10 protein-coding genes and 11 pseudogenes are annotated in these 21845 nt (G+C 56.9%); 8 read left to right on the forward strand and 13 right to left on the reverse strand.

The features are described 5' to 3' along the window. The first annotated feature begins 24 nt into the window (after positions 1-24). The 4 pseudogenes from MLPF_RS12155 to MLPF_RS17895 all read left to right on the forward strand — a co-directional run bounded on the left by MLPF_RS12155 (position 25) and on the right by MLPF_RS17895 (position 5354). Positions 25-1255: pseudogene (locus tag MLPF_RS12155) on the forward strand (hypothetical protein). Positions 1256-1278: 23 nt separating this feature from the next. Further along, positions 1279-1927, forward strand: a pseudogene (locus tag MLPF_RS17890) (DUF4129 domain-containing protein). A 1151-nt stretch (positions 1928-3078) separates the two neighbouring features. Beyond that, a pseudogene (locus MLPF_RS12160) lies at positions 3079-4010 on the forward strand (AAA family ATPase). A 36-nt stretch (positions 4011-4046) separates the two neighbouring features. Continuing rightward, positions 4047-5354 (forward strand): annotated as a pseudogene (locus MLPF_RS17895) (DUF58 domain-containing protein). Between the two features lie 23 nt (positions 5355-5377). Here the strand turns inward: MLPF_RS17895 and MLPF_RS17900 are convergent. After that, positions 5378-6359, reverse strand: a pseudogene (locus MLPF_RS17900) (stage II sporulation protein M). Between the two features lie 113 nt (positions 6360-6472). Between MLPF_RS17900 and MLPF_RS12175 the strand changes: the two are divergent. Continuing rightward, positions 6473-7402 (forward strand): annotated as a pseudogene (locus MLPF_RS12175) (RDD family protein). Here MLPF_RS12175 and MLPF_RS12180 read toward each other — a convergent pair. Next, positions 7307-7651, reverse strand: coding sequence for a hypothetical protein (locus tag MLPF_RS12180; protein ID WP_082082428.1), 345 nt, complete (start codon positions 7649-7651; stop codon positions 7307-7309). The pseudogene MLPF_RS12175 and the gene MLPF_RS12180 sit on opposite strands and share 96 nt — an antisense overlap. 138 nt (positions 7652-7789) lie before the next feature. On the opposite strand from MLPF_RS12180, the gene MLPF_RS12185 reads away from it, so the two are divergent. Next, the gene (locus MLPF_RS12185) at positions 7790-8356 is read left to right on the forward strand and encodes a PadR family transcriptional regulator (protein ID WP_050039320.1); all 567 of its coding nucleotides are present in this window, start codon (positions 7790-7792) and stop codon (positions 8354-8356) included. Positions 8357-8616: 260 nt separating this feature from the next. On the opposite strand, the gene glpK is transcribed toward MLPF_RS12185, so the two are convergent. Next, a complete protein-coding gene (gene glpK, locus MLPF_RS12190; RefSeq protein ID WP_045843767.1) occupies positions 8617-10143 on the reverse strand; it encodes a glycerol kinase GlpK in 1527 nt (508 codons plus the stop codon). Positions 10144-11160: 1017 nt separating this feature from the next. Between glpK and MLPF_RS16505 the strand changes: the two are divergent. Continuing rightward, positions 11161-11607, forward strand: a pseudogene (locus MLPF_RS16505) (methyltransferase domain-containing protein); the annotation flags it as partial. A gap of 23 nt (positions 11608-11630) precedes the next feature. On the opposite strand, the gene MLPF_RS17905 reads toward MLPF_RS16505, so the two are convergent. From MLPF_RS17905 to MLPF_RS12220, 6 genes and pseudogenes are all read right to left on the reverse strand, one after another. After that, the gene (locus tag MLPF_RS17905) at positions 11631-11732 is read right to left on the reverse strand and encodes a PE domain-containing protein (RefSeq protein ID WP_082082429.1); all 102 of its coding nucleotides are present in this window, start codon (positions 11730-11732) and stop codon (positions 11631-11633) included. Continuing rightward, positions 11716-11799, reverse strand: coding sequence for a hypothetical protein (locus MLPF_RS16510; RefSeq protein WP_337588841.1), 84 nt, complete (start codon positions 11797-11799; stop codon positions 11716-11718). The genes MLPF_RS17905 and MLPF_RS16510 overlap by 17 nt, the downstream gene beginning before the upstream one ends. A gap of 147 nt (positions 11800-11946) precedes the next feature. Then, a pseudogene (locus MLPF_RS12205) lies at positions 11947-13026 on the reverse strand (ergothioneine biosynthesis PLP-dependent enzyme EgtE). Positions 13027-13044: 18 nt separating this feature from the next. After that, positions 13045-13920: pseudogene (locus tag MLPF_RS12210) on the reverse strand (L-histidine N(alpha)-methyltransferase); the annotation flags it as partial. Between the two features lie 15 nt (positions 13921-13935). Further along, positions 13936-14655: pseudogene (locus tag MLPF_RS12215) on the reverse strand (class II glutamine amidotransferase domain-containing protein). Next, positions 14643-15880: pseudogene (locus tag MLPF_RS12220) on the reverse strand (SUMF1/EgtB/PvdO family nonheme iron enzyme). The pseudogenes MLPF_RS12215 and MLPF_RS12220 overlap by 13 nt, the downstream one beginning before the upstream one ends. A 223-nt stretch (positions 15881-16103) precedes the next feature. Here MLPF_RS12220 and MLPF_RS12225 point away from each other — a divergent pair. Beyond that, positions 16104-16271 carry a hypothetical protein gene (locus tag MLPF_RS12225; protein WP_156147259.1) on the forward strand — a complete coding sequence of 56 codons (168 nt, stop codon included), beginning with the start codon at positions 16104-16106 and terminating at the stop codon, positions 16269-16271. Positions 16272-16522: 251 nt separating this feature from the next. Here the strand turns inward: MLPF_RS12225 and MLPF_RS17910 are convergent, their stop codons facing one another. The 4 genes from MLPF_RS17910 to MLPF_RS12240 all read right to left on the reverse strand — a co-directional run bounded on the left by MLPF_RS17910 (position 16523) and on the right by MLPF_RS12240 (position 21813). After that, positions 16523-16717: a glutamate-cysteine ligase family protein gene (locus MLPF_RS17910; RefSeq protein WP_050039323.1), complete on the reverse strand. Its 195-nt coding sequence runs from the start codon at positions 16715-16717 to the stop codon at positions 16523-16525. A 31-nt stretch (positions 16718-16748) separates the two neighbouring features. Beyond that, positions 16749-16889, reverse strand: coding sequence for a hypothetical protein (locus MLPF_RS12230; protein ID WP_156147260.1), 141 nt, complete (start codon positions 16887-16889; stop codon positions 16749-16751). Positions 16890-17244: 355 nt separating this feature from the next. Continuing rightward, complete coding sequence (locus MLPF_RS12235) at positions 17245-17871, reverse strand: sensor domain-containing protein (RefSeq protein WP_045843768.1); 627 nt, start codon at positions 17869-17871, stop codon at positions 17245-17247. Positions 17872-20706: 2835 nt separating this feature from the next. Continuing rightward, entirely contained in the window at positions 20707-21813 is a 1107-nt protein-coding gene (locus tag MLPF_RS12240; protein WP_193386776.1) for a DUF4185 domain-containing protein, read from the reverse strand. Positions 21814-21845: the final 32 nt, after the last annotated feature.

A 21845-nucleotide genomic window follows, 5' to 3' on the forward strand; every position in this document is an offset into this window, starting at 1 on the left:
CCTTCATTGACAAACTTTGAAAAAATCGCTGACCGTCGACCGAGTAGCCATGACAAAGGATCAATACAGCTACCCACGGTGAGCACACCGCTCCCTGGCTATGCGTTGGGCTCATCACTCGAACCACCCAGGTATTCGCCTGCCACCTACACTCCGCCAGTGTACCCCAAGCCGCCCAGTTACGGTGGACCGTTTGGCAACGGCCCAGCACTAAGGTACGGGGCGCCTACCGACTATAAGCCACCGGGTTCTCAATACGTCCCGCTACCGCTAATCCCGAGAGTGATCAAACCGGGAATTATCCCGCTGCGGCCGTTGACCCTGAGTGACTCTTCAACGGCGCGGTCGGCTACATCCGCGCCAATCCAAGGCGACACTGGGATCAACTGCGATGGTGGTTGTGGTGATGCAAACCACCGCCCTGGTCACTAGGCTCGGGTCATTGGGGGCTTAAGGCAGGATATCCACCACCCATCGGCACAACGAGCTGACATTGGGCGTCGTAGGTGTTGGCAGCCTCTATGGCTGCCAACACCCTGGTCACGCGGCTGGGCGGAATGCTGTTGAGCGGAATGTCACCGTCCCCGTCGAGCGGGCAGTATTCGGATCGCCAATCACCATTCACGAGACGTGGGCCAAAATTCGTGAACGGCTGCCAGCCTTGCTGGGCTTGGCCGTACTAGAAGCCTCCTCAGTGTCTGCTCTATTTTGAGCTGGTGGTAATAGTCGTCGCGATCGTGGCAGCTGTCGCTAAAATAGCGTTAGCTCTACTAGTGAGCTTCCCGATCGTGCTGGCCACGATAACGTTCTTTATTGATGTACCTGTATACCATGGCGCTGTTCGCACCCGTGCTGATTGCGCTGGAAAGGCTCCCAGTCATCGCAGCGATTACCAGATGCTTTGCACTGGTTCGCAATAGCTTCTGTTGGGTGCTGGGCACCCTGCTGTTGGTATTCTTCGTGGCGACCGTTGTTGCCGATGCAGTCCGCTGTACTGTTCGTAATCACCGAAAATCTGCTACTGGCTGGGACAGCGTCCACCGTCATCGTGCTCTTAGGCACCACAATCACGTCCATCGGATCAGCGATCGGACAGATTATTATCGCGCCATTCAACGTCGGAGTCATCGTGCTGCTCTACACCGATCGCCGAATACCTGCCGAAGTATTCGACCTGGTGCTGCAAACCGGAGCCGACAGCAGACCCTACGCGGTCGTATACACCCACAACCTGTGGCGGACCCGGCTCTGGTAAGGGTTAAGCAAGGTTAGCTAACAGTGCCTTCCATCGACACCGACCACGATTCCTCACACCAGGCCGAAAATAACAAACTCTCCAAACCGATCTATAGCAAAGCCTCTGCGGCACAACGATTCTACGAATGGATCAACGAATTGTTGTACCGGCTGCCTGGAGAAAACGTTCTCGATCCCGGGCTGGTGGGTCACCACACGATGCTCCTCATTCTGCTGGTAATCTCGACGGTAGTAACCATCCACCGTCACACGGCGCACCATGCTCACCAATCGCGGCAGCGACCATCGGTTATTCGACGCTATCCAATTAACTGCGTACCAACATAGGGAGAACGCTAAAGACTATGCGGAGAAGGGAAATTGGGCAACAGTGATTCAGAGCCGGTTGCATGGCGTAGCCTGCAAGTTCGAGGAGGACGTCGTGCTCAACACAGCCCCCCTGCAGCACCACGAACTAGCTGGACCGCGACGCCGGTACCGTTTTAACTCACCTTGCATACGAATTATCTTAAGGACGAAGCAGATTTCAACAACGTCACCTACGACGACCGACCTGGAACTCAAACCCCCTACCAAATGATCGCCGACCTCGACGACCACCTGTAATAGCAACCTACCATCAACGGTTGAACAGCACGCTGCATTAGACTCGTGGGCGCAATTCCGGTGATGATGGTTGATGCTACGAAACATCTTGAATCCGCGACTGCTACCTGACGATTGCGATCATGGCCGCTAGGTGGTGTTAACGCTAGTAGTACTCGCTGTGCTAGCCGCACTTAGCGCTTACCGGATCTCATCATGGCCCGGGTTCAGGATGCATCCGGCCGTCCACTGGCCCCGAGGGCGCCAACTCACTAGCAACACTGCTGCGCAACAACGGCGTCGAAGTGCTCGTGACCGACACCATCGATGACGTCGAAAACCACTTCGCACCCAGACACGTTGAAATTGTTGGCGCAGAGTAATTACCTGACCGACAGCACGATACTGGATCGACTTACGACAACTCCCCGGAGGATTTCCTGCCCGTGGACTCAGTAGCACAAACCAATGAGGCCCTAACCCAAAACTGCGCATCAATGGCCCCAGCACCTTCGACAGCAACCCGAATGACACTTTGCTGGAAAGATAATCGAGAAGGATCAATTCGATTCGGGCCAAGCGATAGCTATGAGGTAAATGGCACCTGATAGTAACCAGTTGTTATGAAGGGGTGCTGATCCGATATCGAGACACCGGCCGAACCGTCACAGTGGTCGGTAGGACCGACTTCATAATCAATGAAGGCTTGTTAACAGCCGGCAATGCCGCACTGGTGGCGAACTGTACTGGCGATCGACCGCGTATATCATTTGGTAAGCACCCCACCGGGCTGAAGGTGAAACCTCCTCGTCGATATCGATTTCCGATGTTACTCCACAAAATGTCACCTGGATCGTCTGGCAACTGTAGATAATCGTGCTGCTGTGGAAGGGCCGCCGGATCGGCGCTGGTAGCCCGAGGAGTTTCCTGTCGTCGTACGCGCATCGAAGACGGTGGAAGGCGCAGACGTCTGTACCGATCCCACCGGGCTCACGCTACGCACCGCAACATTGCACGGCTGTTGGCCCCGAGTCGTCCTGGTCACGGATGCTGCAGCCCCGGTGATAGCACGGCGTACCAGGGCCCATTCGGAATAAGGTGAGTATGCTACCTATTCGTTCCACCTCTGGCCAGCGATACTGACCCATTACAGCTTTCTCATGCCCTCGACAATATCGAAAGGCAGGTCCTCCACTCGTGACACAACCAGCTCCCGTCTAGACCCAAGGTACTGAATTGCCTGCTCCATCAGAATCAGCACTTGAGGCGCTGCTGGCGTTGCGCGCTAATATCACCAAGGTAGTCGTCGAACAGAACGAGGCTATCAGCGGTCTGGTGATCGCCGCTGTCGTTGTGTCGTGGCCACGTGCTACCCGAAGGTGTTACGGGAGTGGCAAAGACGTTTTTGATGCACGCGATGGCCGCTGCGTTGCAGCCGGAGTTCAAGCGGGTCCCGTGCACCCCCGACTTGATGCCTGGTAATGTCACAGGCGCGGTGGTCTATGACGCAGGCATTACCGCGTTCGTGTTTCTCGCCTGTTCACCAGCCTTCTGATAGCTGACGAGATTCAACTGCACCCCACTCAAAACACAGGTTGCGATGACCGAGGCGATGGAAGAACGCCAGTTCAGTTTGAGACGGCGAACCCAAGCCGCTACCCGACCCCTTCATCGTCGCTGCGACACAGAACCCGTCGAGTAAAGAGGGCAATTAACTTCAATTGCCCGAAGCCCAACTAGACCGCTTTCTGGTCAACTCAGCGTGCCCCTGTCTTCGCGCGACTCCGAGATCGGTCCTTGGATCAGCATGCACGCGGTTTTGATCCCCGAGATCTGTCCGCCATCACACCGGTGACCAAGCCAGCCTAACTAGCGAGGCGGTGCGCCAAGTGCTGGTCACCGACGAGGTGCTGGGTTAAATCGTTGACATGGTCGCGACTACTCGCTCCCCCCTGCGCTGCACCTGGGCATGTCGCCCACAGTGGAATGACAACACTGCTTGCCACCGCTCGGTCCTCGTCGTGGTTGCCTGGCCGCAAGTATGTCACTCCCGACAACGTAAAAACCATGGCCCGGCCGACACGCTGGGGCATCGGGTGATGATGCGCCCAAAAGCCGAGCTTGAAAAGGCCACAGTCGACGGTGTGCTCGAGAGAATTGTGGCGTAGGTTATAGTTCTCCGCTAGTGATCTGCGCCGGCGACGATGCAGAGCGAAGCAACGAAACGAGGAGGAGCGGCCGTAACACTGACCGGACGTACCGGCTTGATAGCGCTGGCCTGCATCCTGCCTATCGCGCTGTCACTTTGGCCGGCAAAGCCTCTTCTGGTGCCGCTGGCACTGTTGTCGACCGATGTGATCGGCGCTATCGGTTAGCGGCCAGCACCCCACAGGCTGTATTTTAACCGCTCACCAGACTGTTCGGTCCAACTCACCCAGCTGGTAAAGTGCAAACCTCTGATCCATACCCAACGGCCGTAGCCAAATCCGCGCTACTTGGCCACCCAGCGCACGCTGAATCACGCGCCCATACCGTCAAACATCTCGTCGGGTAACAGTCAGCATGTCGACACCATCTTGCAACCAATGCGTCGTGGCGACCAGCGCTCGGCGATAATCACCAGCCGATCGATCGGGACACTAGGGTTGGCGGGCCGGCAGAGTTCACAGCGGGTGCTTGGTCCCATCCGGGTGCTGCCACCGTTCTTTTCTCGCAAAACCTAACCGTCGCGGCTTTGCCAAACTGTGGGAGATCGACGAGCTGTTACTGACCTTGCCTACGATTCGCCTCACTGCGCGAGTATGTCGTCGGAAATGACTTGCGCTCGATCGACTGGCACGCTACCTCGCGTCGTGCCAACGTCATGGTCCGCACGTATCGACCCGCACACGACCGACAGGTGGTGATCGTGCTCGACATCGGCCGCATGACAGCGGGTTCGACGGCGAGACTGGTCGATGGACGCCGTCCTACTGCTGGTAGCACTTGCATAGCTAACCGATGACCATGTCAACTTCCTAGTTCACGCACCGGGTTATCCGGGCCGACGTGTTTAGCGCATCGCACACCTCACTGCTCACCCGGCTTGTTGATGCGATGGCTCCGTTGCAACCCACCTTGGCCGAATCCGACTAGAGCGCAATGGTTGCCGATAGTTATTCAGCGTATACGACGACGGTAGCTTATGGTGGTGTTGACCGACACCAACTCTACCGCTCCTGACCAAGGCCTGCTGCCGATCCTGCAGCAGTCACCGATCAAGCATCATGTCCGATAGCCTCTGCCATAGATCCACACGTCCACCAAATAGAAACAGGACGTTCCTTAATAACCTCAACGGCCGTGGTGCACAACACGGCGGCTACCGACCGAGCGCGTAATAACCCGCCGCTCAATCGCACCGCGATTGCGCCGCAGTGGGGGTAGAAGTCGTTAAAGCGGCCTACTCGCGGAACCTTCCCCCGACACTTGCTGACCGCTATCGGTCGGTGAAAACTATTGAGCAAATTTAGTTTTCAACTTACACCTTCGAATCTTAGCAGGCTGGAATCCCGTCAGGCGCGTCGTCGATCTCTTCAGTGTGACGGTGCGACGCACCGAAGGAAACCACGTACAACAGGGACGCGACTTCCGCGGTGACTCCATATGCCTACACGAAATAAATGTCGGCAACGATGACGGTGCCACCAACGCTTCGATCAACCCAAAGATCAGCAACACGACCACCAGTCCCACAGCGACCAAGACTACGCCCGCACCTTGCTCGGCAAGCACTTGTCCACGCGACCAGTCACCTAACGATATCACCGCCCATCCCAGCTACACCCCGATTGCCGCGGCAAAAACACCGCTGTCAGCTCTAGCAATCCACGAAGAGCAAGCAAGATCAGCAGGTGCCCATATTCACCGACCTGGAACATCAGACCTGAGATCAATCCTACGTTGGCGGCGTTTTAGAAAACACGAACGAGATCAATATACCAAGCATGACGGAGAACACAGTGCACTTAGCAGCCACCGAAGAGTTGTTCACCCCAATCTGTGAGGGCGAACGACAAATACGGGTGTGTACTAGAATAAGATTTCGACACCGTTATTGACCAATTAGCCAAGCTACTTGGCATGCCAGCCAACAGTAAAGCTTAACCTCAGAATCGGCGGCTACCCAAAACACGATGACCAGCACTACGGCGAAGAACGTAACCGCTGTCGCCAACCACCACCATGTTCGGCAAACGACCACCGGGAAAGACACGGTTCAAAAACGGATTAAGGCACTACTGAGCGGTGCATGCATGCCCATCACCGCGGCGCGAGCACGCGATCAGGTCTCGAGAGCCGGTCAAGCAGCAATGTGTCCGACCCGATCGTGCTGGACGACCACAACATCGACAGATATATGGACACCAGTTGACCAGGTCGTCAACTTCTGCACAGGTCAGCGACCGACGTTTCTTGATCAATCTGATCGATCCCACGTCCCGCTATGGGTCAGCTACTAATGCATCAACATCCACTCTACTTAGCCTAATGACGATCGCAAGCCCGGCTAAGTCGAACGCAGCAAGTCGGCCTTGTTCGAGTCTTCCGTGCCAGTAAAACCTGTACGTTCGGTGGTAGGTCGAAGGTAGTGACCGGAGGCGGTGTTATACTTGACGTTCAAATATCTCAGTTGCCGGGGCGGACTTTGAGCGCGCCAATCGATATCATAGTGATATCCGTCAGTTACATGCTCGGGCTAGTGTTGTAGACCGCCACCCTGACCAAGTTCGATGACGTGTCGACCACCGCCGTGCTGATCATCTTCAGGGTGCCAGTGATGGTCGGTTATCTCTTGGTTTTAGAAACCGCGACACGGGGACAGCCACTGGGAAAGATTACGACGGGCCTGCGGGTGGTTTCCGACGACGGCAGCCTGGAACACTTCCGGCAGGCTCTGTTTCGCGTGCTGGCGTCGGTGGTAGAAACCTGGATGCTGTTAGGAAGCCCCGAAGTAATCTGCAGCATGTTGTCACCGAAGGCCAAACGTGTCGGCGACATCTTTGCCAGCACAGTCGTAATCAGCGAACGCAGTCTCGGCTCGGTCCTCCGCCGGCTATGCCACCGTCATTGGCGTGGTGGGCGTCGTCGCTGCAGCTGGCAGGCCTCAACGCTAGGCAGGCCGAGCTCGCACACCAATTCCTTTTCCTAGCAACACAACTTGATCCATAACTACAAGAGCAAATGGCCTACCGGATTGCTGGTGACATGGTGTCTCGTATCATCCCCACCCCCGCTCGGCACCCCGCCACAATTGATGCTAGCCACCGTGTTCGCCAAAAGACATCGCCGTAATAAGCTGATGCGGCTTCGTTCAACACCGGTTGGCCCGCCACCGTCGTCACCGACGGTGGCAAAATATCCCGTCCCTCCGGGTTTGCCTGGGCGGCCATTTGCGGCACCCACTTCCTGGTCTCAGCGGGACTTATCGGTGGATTCTCGCTCCTTTCTCGTTAATGCACCCGGCCATGGCCGCCATTATGGCGACGTCGGCAACCAACAGCACCCCTTCACACATTAGGAAGGCGATGCCTGCGGGGCATTTCGCGGAAAACAAAATCCCGATGATCAACACCACCACAGGTGAGCCGTAGACCAACACGCCTAAATCAATCCCCCCGGATCCTGGGTTGGTACATCGGCGACCGACGTAGTTATCACCGCTCATCACGACACCAAGCGCAAAAAGTATCAAGATCACGGCCAGCACCGACCCGGGGCACAGCACGTACAGCGCGCCCAACGTTAGGTTGCCGTTCTTAACGTTCATCAAGCAGTGCAACCCGCATGCAGCTAGACGCAACAGGCCCGACACAGATAGCAGTGCATCACGTTAGGTAAAAGATATTTCGTGACATTATAATATAGAATTATGATCGGTACTCCTCAAACACAAAGGACTACGAATATGAACGACCCATTCCCCCCTCCTAACGGGCCCTTCAGGGCCGAGCCAAGTCTCGGATTCGGTTTCGGGCCTGGCCCAGGTTCGGGGTTCAGTTTCAGCTTTAACACGCGTCGCCACGGCGACGCGGGCCGAGGCCGACGCGGCGATGTGCGCGTAGCCATTCTGATGCTGCTCACCGAACGGCCGATGCACGGCTACGAGATGATCCAGCAGATCGCCGAACGGAGCAACGGAATATGGCGGCCCAGCCCCGGCTCAGTGTACCCGACACTCCAGCTGCTCTCCGACAAAAACCTGATCACGGCAAGTGAAACCAACGGCAGCAAGAAGCTTTTCGAGCTAACCGACGATGGCCGCGCCACGGTCGAGAAAGTCGAGACGCCGCCGTGGGACCAGATCGCCCAAGGTGTCGATCCTGGATACATCAACCTGCGAACAGCGATGAACCAGCTTTTCGGCGCGGTCACGCAATCTGCACATACCGCCAGCGCCGACCAGCAGCAGCGCACCGTCGAAATCATCAACAACGCACGACGCGAGATCTACGGCATCCTCGGCGAGAACTGACCTGTCCCGCGAGCGCACGTGAACAGCCAGACTGACGTGTCGTTGTGCAAAAACGCACGTTCACACCGTTCGACGGGCAAGATGACGAACGCTTCAACAAATGTTGATAGAACTTCTGCACCGATATAGTCGAGCGAGCCAAACGCTTCATCCGCAACGGCGCGGGCCTGGAGGGCTCGGAAGTGGGAGGCACCCGAAAAGGGACCACCACTTCCCGTCGACAGAGATTGAGCCCCAGTCAGCAGTCCTCATCCACTGCGTCAGGACACATCGACCCAACCCAACGTCCGCTGCACGGCTTTACGCCAACCGGCATACTCCGCGGCACGCTTGTCCTCATCCCACGTCGGCGTCCAACGCTTATCCTCTTGCCAATTGGCCCGTAGGTCTGACGGACCAGCCCAAAACCCGACCGCTAGACCAGCCGCATAGGCAGAACCCAGCGCAGTAGTCTCAGCAACTACCGGGCGTACCACGTCCACACCCAGCACATCGGCCTGAATCTGCATACACAAGTCGTTGCCGGTGATACCACCGTCGACCTTCAAGACACCAAGGCGCACACCAGAATCTGCTGCCATCGCATCCACCACGTCCCGACTCTGATAGCAGATAGCTTCCAACGTCGCACGAGCCAGGTGCGCGTTGGTGTTAAACCGTGACAGCCCGACAATTGCGCCTCGTGCATCGGACCGCCAATACGGGGAAAACAACCCGGAAAATGCCGGTACGAAATACACCCCACCATTGTCAGCGACCTGACTGGCCAGCGATTCGCTTTGAACAGCGCCGCTAATGATGCCCAGCTGATCACGTAACCACTGCACCGCTGAGCCAGTCACCGCAATCGAACCCTCAAGCGCGTAAACGGGCTTGGCATCACCGAACTGATAGCAGATGGTGGTCAACAGGCCATTAGCGGATCTCACGATCTCCTCACCGGTATTAAGTATCAAAAAATTGCCGGTGCCGTAAGTGTTTTTCGCTTCTCCCGCTTCTAAACACACCTGACCAACCATCGCCGCATGCTGGTCACCCAGGACCCCGGTGATCGGCACTTCACCACCGACAGGTCCATCCGCCAAAGTGACACCGTAGGGCTGCAGCGGTGACGACGACTCGATCGTCGGCAGCATCGCCCGAGGGATGGAAAAGAACGACAACAGCTCGTCATCCCAATCTAGCGTCTCTAAGTCCATTAGCATGGTCCGGCTAGCGTTGGTCACATCGGTGACGTGTACGCCGCCCCGCGGACCACCGGTCAGATTCCACAATAACCAGGTATCAGGAGTGCCGAAGAGTGCGTCACCGTTTTCAGCGGCAGCACCCACCCCGTCGACGTTCTCTAGGATCCATTGCAATTTCCCGCCGGAGAAATAGGTCGCCGGCGGCAGGCCGGCTTTGCGGCGGATCACCTCTCCGCGGCCATCTCGGTCAAGCGCAACTGCAATACGGTCAGTGCGGGTGTCTTGCCAGACGATCGCGTTGCAATACGGTCGTCCGGTGTTCCGATTCCATACCAGGGTCGTTTCCCGTTGATTGGTAATTCCAAGCGCTGCAATATCTTTAGCTGAAAAATTGGTGGTGTTTAGCACCGACATCAGCACTGACGCTGTGCGCTCCCAAATCTCGACGGGATTGTGTTCGACCCAGCCGGCCCGGGGCAAGATTTGCTCGTGCTCAAGCTGGTGGCGGGCCACCTCGGCACCATTGTGATCGAAGATCATGCAGCGGGTGCTGGTGGTACCCTGGTCGATGGCGGCTATGAATTCAGCGAACTCGGCCAACTGCACTCCTTCGACGTGAACTGTGACACTTCATGGTCCATGTTGGTCTACCAACCGGTTGTCACCAGCGCAGGTAAGCCTGTCACCCTTGCTTTACCGCCAGTAAACCTGTTGCATCTACAATGCGGAGGGAAGTCAAGCGCACCACGTATAATCGCACGCATCAGCGAGAATATCAGCGCAAGATGGCATGGTATTTGGACACCCTCGAAACGAAGCTTGCGCAGTGCCAGTTCGATGCCAACTGGGTGCTTACCTGCATAGAGGCCGAATGTAACCTTGCCAACGCTGACCGCTAGCCCACCAGTTCGAACCGGCATATGCTGGACACCAGCGACAATCCCCTACCAAAGCGAATTATGATCTTAAGAGATCGAATTCACGTTATAGCCCGGACACTGCCCTGACACATCAGCCTGGCTCTTAGAGAACGAAGTGCGCACCAGCCTGAACGATGCTGACAACAAGGCGAAGTCTGGCGTGACCCATATCGTCAGCCAGAACATCTGATCGACGGCTGGATGAGCTACTCAGCGCGGTATGCGGCCTTCAATGAGTCGATCTTCCGCACCCGCGACGAGGACATCCCCATCCAACATTGCACTACGAACAAAATATTATATTTATATTCGGTGGCACCGATTGGTGTACAATGCTGTCGACGGATGCCCGTATCTGCTGTTGGAGAGCCGGTGTGGCCAACAGAGACTACCGTCGTTTACATGTCTGCGAATTCAGCATTCTACTACGGCATGTTACACAGCATTTCCGAATAGGAGCGTCCCCTGTGGGCCAAGATGAGTTTCTTTGCACCACAGGAAAATTTCTGTGATTCTGCCCTAAATAGGATAAACTTCCAGCTGCAGTGGTCAAGATGCCACTACAGTACTGTAAGCACATACATGCCAAAGCACCAGTACACACCTAGATCAGGTAACCACGCGTACGTTGGGAACTGTGTAATCTGAAGTAATGGACTGAGACAGCGACTATCGGGGACAGGGCCAATTCGAAGATCTGCAGCCGCGGAATAGCGTTGAGTCGCAGCAGGAGTTGGTTGCACTGATGGCAGCAGGCAAATTCCGCAGCGACGTGTTGGGTGCCGGCTACGGGTTTGCTGCGCTGTAGTTGGCGCTGGCCGCCGATGGTTACACCGTGGTAAGCATCGATCCCACACTCACCCGTGGTCGCGGCGGCCAAAAGGGCAGACCAGGAATGCGGGTTGGCCACCACCAACTTCATACAGGCCGATATCCCTGCGTTGATCTGCCATGACAGCCGGTTCAATACTGTGGTCGACAACACGCTGTTGCCTTCGTTGCCGGTGGAGAGTCGCGATGGGTACCTAAGTCCGGTGCACCGCGCGGGCAGCCCCGGGCACCAGCCATTAAGTGCTGGTGTTCGCCAAGGGCCTGCTTTCCAGCTCGGCGGGAAAGCAGGCCCAATAAAGTCGACGAAACCGACCAGTCCGACGTTGCCACCCGCGGTCAATACAACGTAGCCGCTTGAGCACCCAGCGTCTGATAGTCTTGCGTGTTTACAGAAAACAACGCCGCTATGGCCACTGACACCTCACCGACACCAGCCACGACCCCCCGCGGTCGAGGCCGCCACGGTCATGTTAGCAGCACTGATAGCAGAGCCGATACTCGCCAAATCCTTCGCGGCCGCTGCTACTATCTCCGACTAAACATAGAAGTACACATCGACGACTTTCTCGCTCGATATTCATCAAGCAATTGTCCAAAGCGCTAGAGAACAGAGCCTGCCCCCGGAGACGACGTTCTCTTTTTGCCGCGGTGTTCAGCGGCACCAGGTAGCCGTGGTTGCACTCTCCAACACCTCGACGAAGAACACACCGGTCGTCAGCAGTGGTATGGGCGCACGGTGAAATCTGCAATACCGGAGCGTTCCGCTGCAGAGGCGATCGCTCCACCGAAGCAGAGATGATCAAAATCCGCCGTTCGACTAACAGCCACGCCAGCACCGCCTGGGTATCGGCACCTTCATCCGAGGCCAGGGTATGATTGCACTCGACTCGTCAACCTCCTCGACCACTCAATCACCCAGCACACATCGGCCAGCATCGTCCGGCTAATACTAGCCCAGCGCGGCCAAGTGCGCCCGCATAGTCGCCGATCCGCATGCTAAATGTTCACCCAGAACTACCAAAACCCAATCGAACAGTGACATTGGCCTCGCCAGTTCGAGTTGTTGGGCCATCGTCAGATTCGTCTACGCCTACTCCGAGACCGCTAGTCTCGGGTGCAACCACTGCATCAGCTCAGTACGCATAGATAGCAAGTAAGCCCACGCCACGCAGCCTTGCGATCCACTTGTGCGACAACGCGCAGGTCACACCCGCGCCAACGGTGCAGTTCATCTGGCCCAGCACTTGGTCGGCGTCAACTACCAGCGGCAATCCCAACCCGATGCAGAGTTGCGCCATCATCGACAGCTGGTCGCAGCCAGAGCGAAAGTCGCGTCGTCAAGCGCTAACTTGCCATCCGCGAGGGTGGGCAACGGTCGGTGATCGAATCGGTGTGCAGCTATCACGGCCAGGTTGGGATCGTATTCGCCGTTCGAGCAGACTAGCGTCCTTTGACCTGCTAGCCTTGTCTGCCAACTGCCAAACAGCAAGTCCAGCATATGCAGCGATTCGGTTGTGAACACCACTTCAGCGTCGGGCATATCACGCAACGCGACGACCTAGGCACGCCCGGCATTAAACACAGGGGTGACGGCCTCATCGACTACAATCTTAGCTTCTAACCTTGCGTGTTGGGAGATAAGCGTCCAGGACCGCGAAACTCTGACGCGTGCAAGCCACACTGCCCAAATGCAGCCCAGCGACGGGTAGACCGCCCGCCATCGGTCGGGCAACGAATCGGTACCGTTAACCTGTTCGCTAACGACAAACCCAAAATCGCCAGCACTATCCAGTCGACCACTGTACGCGATCCATACCCACCCCAATCAAATCGGCATTCATCCCATACGAGCGGAACTTGCATGAAACTTCGGTGAGCATTCCCTCTTAGGCCGCGAAGTCGGCGCTCAGGTCGAGCGCACCGATCCGCACCTGCCTGCTCCGCTTGGCTTCCAACCACATATCGATGTCAGCAGTCGACGTGCCGGTGTCAACGTCAAGTGCCCAGTTGATCACCGCCAACACATTGCGGTTAAACCGGGCAGTCACCCCGGCAGCGTTGTCGTAAACACGTACCAGCCGAGCAGCGTCCTGGACCAGGTACAGTACCCAGCAGCAGACTGCCTCCGGGCTGCATTACTGTAACTAAGGTCACGAGGAATTCAGCGCGTGGTTCGGGCGTGAGGTTGCCGATCGTCAACACCAAAAACATGAACGTACGTCTCTCATAGGTGGTAACCTCGGCTAGATGTTCTTTGAAATCGCCGCAGATAACTTTGATCTCGACGCCTGAGTGCTCGTGCTGAATGGCGGTTGCTGCTGCCGACAGCATGCTGGCATCGACGTCAAACAGTACGAATTTACGCAGCACGCCCAACAACAGTCCGGTCTCCTCCGACGTTCCGCTTACCAAGTACACCAAGGTGTCGGCTTCGCTAGCGGAAGCGATTTCAGCTTATCGGTAATGCGGGATCTCGGTGGCGGAGTGGGTCGGATAGTACTCGGGCAACCGAGTGGTCTGATCGAACAGATAGATTCCCACTGGGTCATAGAATAACTTTGTGCAGAAACAACTTCAGTGTCTTTTGCACACTGTCGAACACAGCGCGACGCAAAACGTGATACACTGAATCTGAGCAGCGTTAGTTGACCAATGATAGTATTATTGATGAACTTTTGGGATAATCCAAGGACGTCAATCTGGCATCATTCGAAGTGACTTCGACGAGGTAGCGATCAGAACTTCCTCCTAGTCGTAGACATCGTCATACGGCTCACTGGACAACACCACGCCGTTGTTGCAGCGCAAAATGATACAGTGTATCTCCCTAGACAGGGATCAACAACTGAGAATCATTGGTGGCAAGCATGTTCGGTCGTTAACCCCGGTTCGGCGTACGGGATCTGCACGACGGTTTCACCCATCAGATCGAGCCCACGAGCGAACAGGGTGCACGCGAATATAGATCTATCACAAACTGATTCGACGTATGAGCTAGGTTGCAGCGCAGCACGGTCGACAACACTGTTGTGCAACAACAACCAAAGCCGTGAGTGAACGGTGCGGTTGCGCTAGCTTCAATCGGCATGCCGACACTGATCGAGCGCAGCACTGACGCTATCGAGTCGAACTATGCATCAGCCCACAACGGCGCAGAGCTGCGCCATTGTCAAGGACTCTGGCCATGCAAAAAGCTATCGAAAAACCCTACACCCCAACCGTCGGCGTTCTCAGCCCGTGCTTTTGCCGACGCGGAGCACAAAACTGCACCCCAAAGACTGTGCGACGGGTCTAGCACCACCGAGGACATTGTGACTTCTGCTCCCAGCCGCCCCAAATGACGACGTATCAAACGCCCCATGCCAACCGAAGACCGCAGAAGATCTGACGGCGAGCCAGATGACTCCAGTTGCGGAAGCTGGGAAGCAGGATGTCAGGCTCCACGGCCCAGTATCCACACCGCAACACCCGATAGTCGCTGTCGAAGAACGGCTGCAAGTAACGCTCATTGGAGCATAGGAACAAACCCAGTCCAGGGCCACAACGGCGAAATCGTCCACGCCCAGACAGCGCCCAGTACCTATTGCGATCCCGCAGACCTACGCTCCGGCTGGGTTAAGCGCCAGACGCAGTGCGGGCCACCCAGGTTGGCACGGGCTACCATCGACTCCTCAGCTCCCCACGGGGTAGCAACGCCGGTGTTCGTCGCCGAATCCCACGTACAGGCTTTCTCCCACTCCGTCTCGGTAGTGCCAGCCGCGCGCCGACCCAGGCTACGTAGGCTTCGGTTTCAAAATAATATTGGAGACATATTGCACCGGCTCGCCAGTCAGACTGTCTTCGACATAGCCAAACCTGATGCGGGTGCACCCGTCGGAAAGCCAGAATTGTGGGTGGTCAGGCCCGTGTACTTTCGGTACTGCCAGCCACGCGTCGACTACCATAGCGAGTCGGCTGTAGCCGCCGTCGTCGATGAAGTGTTGCCATTCGTCATTGACAACCAGAAACCGGCTAAGCTAGAACACTGGTACGACGACGTGGGCTGGGCACTCATTGTCCAACGAATACGGGTCGCTGGCGGCTTCGACGCCCAGCACTAACGGGCCGGCGGATACGGGCGCCGACGCTCCTGCCATTCCAACTCCGCTCGGCAAAGTAGGACGTATCATGCAACAGCTCCGCCCCGACGCACAGATTTAAGGCCTGCAGCAGGGTTTCGTCGTATTGGTTTTCGTGACTTACCATCATGCCGAATGCGAAGACCGCTTCGTCAGCAACAGAGTCGTCAGGTAAAAGCATCGAAAGTACCGCAAGAAACCTACCACATGGTGCGGTAATAGGACTGCACCCGTTCCGGAGACAGCATCGGTAATTCAACACCATTGACACGGAAATGCTTAAAGGTGTCGGAAAGACCCTTGAAGGCCAGCGGCAATATCCCGTGCTGATTCGGGTCATCGCCCCTCAGCAGCCACAGCTTTTCCTGTTAACTAATGTGCACCAAGTCCCACGCAAGTGGGCTCATCAACAGATCGTAATGCCAGCCATTCGGCGTCGTCGAAATTGACTAGCCACAACGTCCGCATCTGGGCAACCGGTGTCAGATCGCCGGCTAGCTGCCCAGGATGTCACAGCTTCCTTGGGTCCACCGCACGGCTTCGGCTACCGTAGCCGCGATGCCGTACTTGATTACCCGATCGGAACAGTGGTCGCCAGGACAGTGCCCCTGCTTCAACCCTGCGAACCAGTCGCTCTATCGCGTGGTTGAACTTTACCAGGGCGTTTGCAACGGCGACGGACGCACATTGGTTGACCGCCGCTTACAACAGCCGCCAGTCACGCAAACCAACCCAAGCCGCGGTGTCCCAAGCGGTGGCCGCCGGTTCAACAGCCTCAGCCACGATGTCGGCCGGCAGCCGGATCGTCGAACAGAGCAATCAGAGTGAACGCCAGGGCGGACAAGAAGACATCCGGTGAACTATAAAAAGATAGCGAATTTCCAGCCACTGCCGTGGGCAGACCGGTGTGAACACGGTCGTTAAGTATATAATTATGGGTCGGACGGCGGTAGTTGGCTAGGACCAAACCTTCTGATTCAGCCGGTAAAGACCGCTATAGTACGCGACTGCGGGTAGGTCCGTGATGTCCAGATTGTGTGCCAGCATCATCGACGGCTTGAGTGCACAGCAAGCCCAGGCGGTGCAGAGGGTCACGGCCACTGGCCGGGTCTACAACCTGCAGCGGGGTGCGGGTTGTAGAAGCGGCCAGAGAATTCCCCACCAAACTATCGGGAAGTTGGCGACGATCACAATCGTAGTGGGCCCCAGGGCATGCACCAACCACATCTGCACCACCCATGTGGCTTGTGTCCCGGCGTCTACGTTGACCTGAACCCAGGTGACCGACGTCATCATCGCCAGCATCCGCCACCCACGAGTTACTGACAGCGAAGAACTACTCCGTCACGCGGTAACGCGCACCGGGGGTAACGCGCTCGACTAGCTGCCACGAGTCCGCGCAGGAAAACAGCTCCAACCCACCGTCGGCCAGCGGACCGGACAGTTCGACGACGTCACCGGGTTCGACGCTGATCACGCTAACGCTCGGCAGCGAGCTAAGTCACTGCAAAACCGCGATATTTTCGTCCCAGCCAGACCTGCGCCGCGGATCAGCCGGATCGTAGCGTACGCCTCCATTTCTAGACTCATCCGGCACAGCAATGCATCGACTCAGAAAGCCGTCAGCAATTGATTGGGCGGCAGCCGAGCAACTGGCCATCAGTATACTACGATCAATCTTCTCCGGGTCCGAGCAGGTCTTGCGGACCGCTTACGAAGGAGCTATCGGAACGATAGTTGCCACCTTATTTTCATCATGAAAACCGCCCAACATATTTGATGTCTCGTACTTTTGGTCGTACGACGTATGTGGGTGCCCAAATTCTCCCACGCTATTGACCCAACGCATTCTGCATCGCCCCGGCCAAGACGTTGACCGCGGGACCCGCGTTGCCAGGTTGGCAAACTTTCGTCTGCAGCAACACGTTTTCACGCAGCCGGGTTTGTACGAAACACCGACGATCGGTTCCCGCCTCCTGCTTAGTCCAATTCGCGTCGGTATCGGTAGGCACGCCACCCACGAACGACCAAACCTGGGTTGTTCCGTTATCCAGGTGCATCGCAGTGGTCTGTCCCGAGCAACCTACGGTCCGGTCCACGACCCGATGAAAAGCCCGTACCGCAGCGTCATTAGTAGCAAATACCCCAATCGCCTGCTTTACGAAGTGCGTCTGGTCATTAGCCGACGTCTGGGTAATAGCTCCGTTGAACGAAGCTAAGTCAAGGTCGTGGTATACCTCAGGCAACCCGATGTCCGCCCAGTTGTTGCACATCGGTAGGTCTACCGAGTACGTCTGCAACGGCTCGGTTACCACCGACTCCCACCCCATGGATCGACCGACGATATTGCCTACCGAGCCCTTGCCGAGGACCGCATATAACACAACTCCCGGTTCGGAGGGGTGCGCGCTCGCGACCGGTACCCCCAGCGCCGCCCCTAGGGCCAGAACGACATTCATAACCACAGCCGATATCCGTATCGCCCAGTTCACCAGCCCGGCTGCACCATGGCCGAGGCATCGAAAATGATAGAAGCCATCCACTGGCTTCCGGTGGCCATCGCAGCGGCCGACAGTCGCTGTGGATTCCATGGTGTAACGGACTTCGATTGTCATGGGTCCCGATCATGCCAGTCCGACGCTGAGCAGCGAATGGCGGCAAGAACTACCGTCTACAGCGGCGCGCGACGGGTCGGCCTGGGGGTCCGCTGTGAGAGTTGGGCGCCTAGATCTAAGCTGGACGAACTCACGAAAATCCCTAAGAAACATAGTAATTTATCATTTCGTAACCCGGAAACCAGCTTCGATGGTCGGAATACGATTGGTCGTCAAGCACTTTCAACACGATGCCCTTCCGCCCACGCCCCCGCCAGGGTGCCAGGCCGGCGGTTGCGCAAGATCCCCATTTCTGTTCGATGTCCCGACCGGGTACCCGCTAGGGCCATGCTGGCGCAGTACTGGAAGGTGGGATCGCTGGTAATTGACTAGGATCACCTGGTGCCCAAAAATACCCCGGCCCGACACACGGATCAGGAGGTCCTTCAGAGTTTGAACATGCCGTGGTCATAGCGATCATGGCAGAGGATGGTGAAGGCCCCACCACGGCGGCCAAGAAGAACACGACTGCGAAGACGAACACGATCCCGACGACGATGGTGACCCAGGCCGCGACTTAAAAGATGAAGATCTTGGGGGGCTTGTATGGTGGCGTCTCTGCTACAGGAAGCGCCGGTGCTGTTGCAGTCGAAGTCTGCACGGTTGGGGTTTCAGATGTTTCACTCATGAGACGCATGATGCCAGGGTAAACAATATTTTGGCTTGGCGTTACTTAATTTGTAGAAGCCGTAAACTCACGCAACTTCTTGCCTGGCACAACCGCCAAAGCCACAGTGCTGCCGGGACGTCGTGTGCCGAAATTGAGCTGTCCGATCTGCGATAGTGGGCTATGTGCCGGCACAAGCATAAATAACACTGTTTGTTTGTCGACGTTCTGGCCCATAACAGCAAACCACAAGCCGAAGTCTCGTAAGCTATCCGTGCGTAAGGCGGCCGTGGCTACCAAAGAAAAAACCGACCGGTCCGTCGGTCGATATCCAAATGACGAAACTCACTGAATCGCAGCTAGACTCCCGAGTCAGGCAAGGAGTACGGAGACGTCGCGGTGTGTCCAGACGCATGGTAAATGTGACTTTGTGTCCTCCGGCCTCCCGGGTGGGCATCTGGTGGTGCCGAGCGAAGTTGTGGTTCGCTTCATATGGAGTGCAGCGAATCCGTGAGCTGGGGGTATTTTTGCCCGCGGAGGTGATTCTTTGCCGGCAGCCATTGGCCCGCAGTCCGGTTGTCATGGCCCGCAAACATTCATAGCGAGTCATCGAAAGCTGCTGGCCGGGATCGAGTACACAACCACGTCCGGGACCCTGGCGTCGGTGGACAAATCGATGATGTTTGCATGGCCGACCTAGGCCCTGGTCGACGCAGGCCTATCCGGGCTGTGTGCGGGCCGTGCGCTCATCCGACAAGATAAAGTACACACTGGCGCTAGAGGCGAGTTATCGGGTAGGTGGTCGAATGGTTTACAAACTTGTCATGGTCGGCGGTTAGATTGACCTCAGCGGTCAACCTATTGGCCTCCCAAAGCGGTATTCTTTAGCTCACCGCGTCACTGAGTGTCATGCATTTCGATTACCATGATGCGGAGGCACACGATCATCGTCTGTTACATTAGCGATTTGTCGGCTGTCGATGGCAGCTTACCACTGACCGAAACGTCACCAACAAGCTCGTCAGTCGAAGTTGCTGAAGCCAACAAAGTTTGGCATCAATTCTTAGCAGTGATCACTACAGTGAACGTCAAGCATCCGTGGCTAACATCAGATGCCGCCGTGCTAGACGTCCAAACCGTAAGCAGCGGGCTCGCCGCTACCACCACGCCCCGGTTTCGCCGGTTTCTGTGTTGCCAACTAGATTACACTCCGTCAAGAAAGCGTCGACCTGGACGCTGCATCAATCCTGTTTATTCTCGCGTCCTACGCAGCGAGCCCTGGCAAGAAAAGAAACCAGAATAGTGGCTCTTTAAAGGAGCGGCCGATCAAATTGACGAGCACCTTGCAGAGAAATCAGGTGACGCGTATTTCTTGCACAACCCACCATCCTAGCCGGACAGGACGACCACGGAGCGACCGTCCCTACTAGCGATGTTGATTACCGCAAGGACTTCGCGATATTAGCACTTTTCCCAAGTGAGCCGGAGCAATTGATTACAGTCCGCCGCTACCCACGCGTCGTATCCAATAGCTGCAAATAGGCTAGGTGATCACACTTATACCTCAGTTTACCCGACCCGCCTAGTGGCGCACGAAAGGGCTCAGCGGAACAACCGTGAGTGATCAAACCGCTGTACAAACAGCAGACAGCTCGCCGCCTAGAGGTACCCCGGGATCTTGATGAACTTCGTCGTCGGGCACGCCGCCATCCGGTTAGTAAATGAATCCGACGACACCCGTAACCTAACACAGTGCCCTCGTACCTAGCCACGTACTTTAGCAACGAAGCGATGTGCCCGATCCAATTCATCGAAACGAATTAAGACCAGCGAAAAATGGACTGGAAGAGCGCTCAACGCTGTACTCGGCCCCAATACACTTACCACCTACGGCTCAGCCATAGCTGAATCTGTGGGCCAGATTCACTGAGCTGATACGAACGCCCCCTATGGAACGCCTATTTTAACGAGGCAATACAGGTTGAATACACCGCAGCTCATGCGGTGGCGGGACGCGCAGTCTAGGCCGCTGATCAGGGTTTGAACGGGTTGACCGCGAATTGGATCACCCGGTACAGCGCACTCATCCGCGCGCGGGTGTCCCACTGGCTGACGAAGATCCGCAGCTCATCAAGGGTGGAACCGGGTGAGATGTACCCTCCATACGGTTGGGCTAGCCGATTGTCGTACGGAGGCGGCAGGCTTTCCGCCGGATCGGGCCACTCATCGTGTTGCACCACCGTAGTCACCGGGGAGGTGCCCAGCAACGTCGGATCGGCGGCAACTCGGACCTCCATATTGCCAGTGGTGGCGTTGAAATAGGACAGCACTGCCTGGCCATCAATCTGCTTAATGCACATCTCGCCAACCTTGTCAGGCCAGAGCGGTGTCGGGGGCTTGTTCCAACCGCCATCAGGTCCAGCCGCCCAACCCTGCCACCGAGACCGGTCGGTGAACGTTTGCGGTGTGACCCGAAAAAGCTGCACAGGATCTCTGCGGGTGAAACTGTTGGCCACGATGTATACCCACCCACTCGACGAGTCAGGGGTGGGTATCGGGTCGTAGTACCCGCTGATCTGCGTCTGCCGGCCGTCATGGGAGGCCGCGGCGCGTCGCGATCCTGGTACGGTCTGCCAACCGACACGCGCAGGCTCGGCCGTGACCAGCCGCGAGTCCTGTGGCTCCAGGTCTTTGGTCGTAGTCACCATCAGGTAGTTGTGCCGGTTAATTTGCACCACGCCAGCAGGCAGCTGCGAATCCCCCGGCGGTGCGGAGTCGGCCAGCAACGGCTTATCGACACCGGTGACGCCGATGTAACGCACCCCGGTCGGGTCGTCGACCGACGCAGTATCCACGTGCAGCGCGACCGGTGAGGACCAGCCACCGAACCCGACCCCCTGGCCGGCAAAGCTGTCACCACAAACCTGCAAAAGCTCGGCGGGGAACTCGATGAACTCGCACAAGTCGGTGGCGCCGATGCCATAGTCACCGGTACGGGTTCCTGTGCCCGCCGTCGGACCGATTCGCAACACTTGCCCCGGCACCAGAGGCCGCAGAATCGGCTCTGGTGCCGGGGCGGGTGGATCGGCATGCGCTGTCCAAGAAGCAACCCAAAAAACCTGTGCGACACACAAAAACAACGCGGCGTACCACGAGCACCCCGCGAAACGGG

Origin of the sequence: Mycobacterium lepromatosis (genome assembly GCF_000975265.2) — a bacterium.
In the GTDB taxonomy this organism is placed as follows: Bacteria; Actinomycetota; Actinomycetes; order Mycobacteriales; family Mycobacteriaceae; genus Mycobacterium; species Mycobacterium lepromatosis.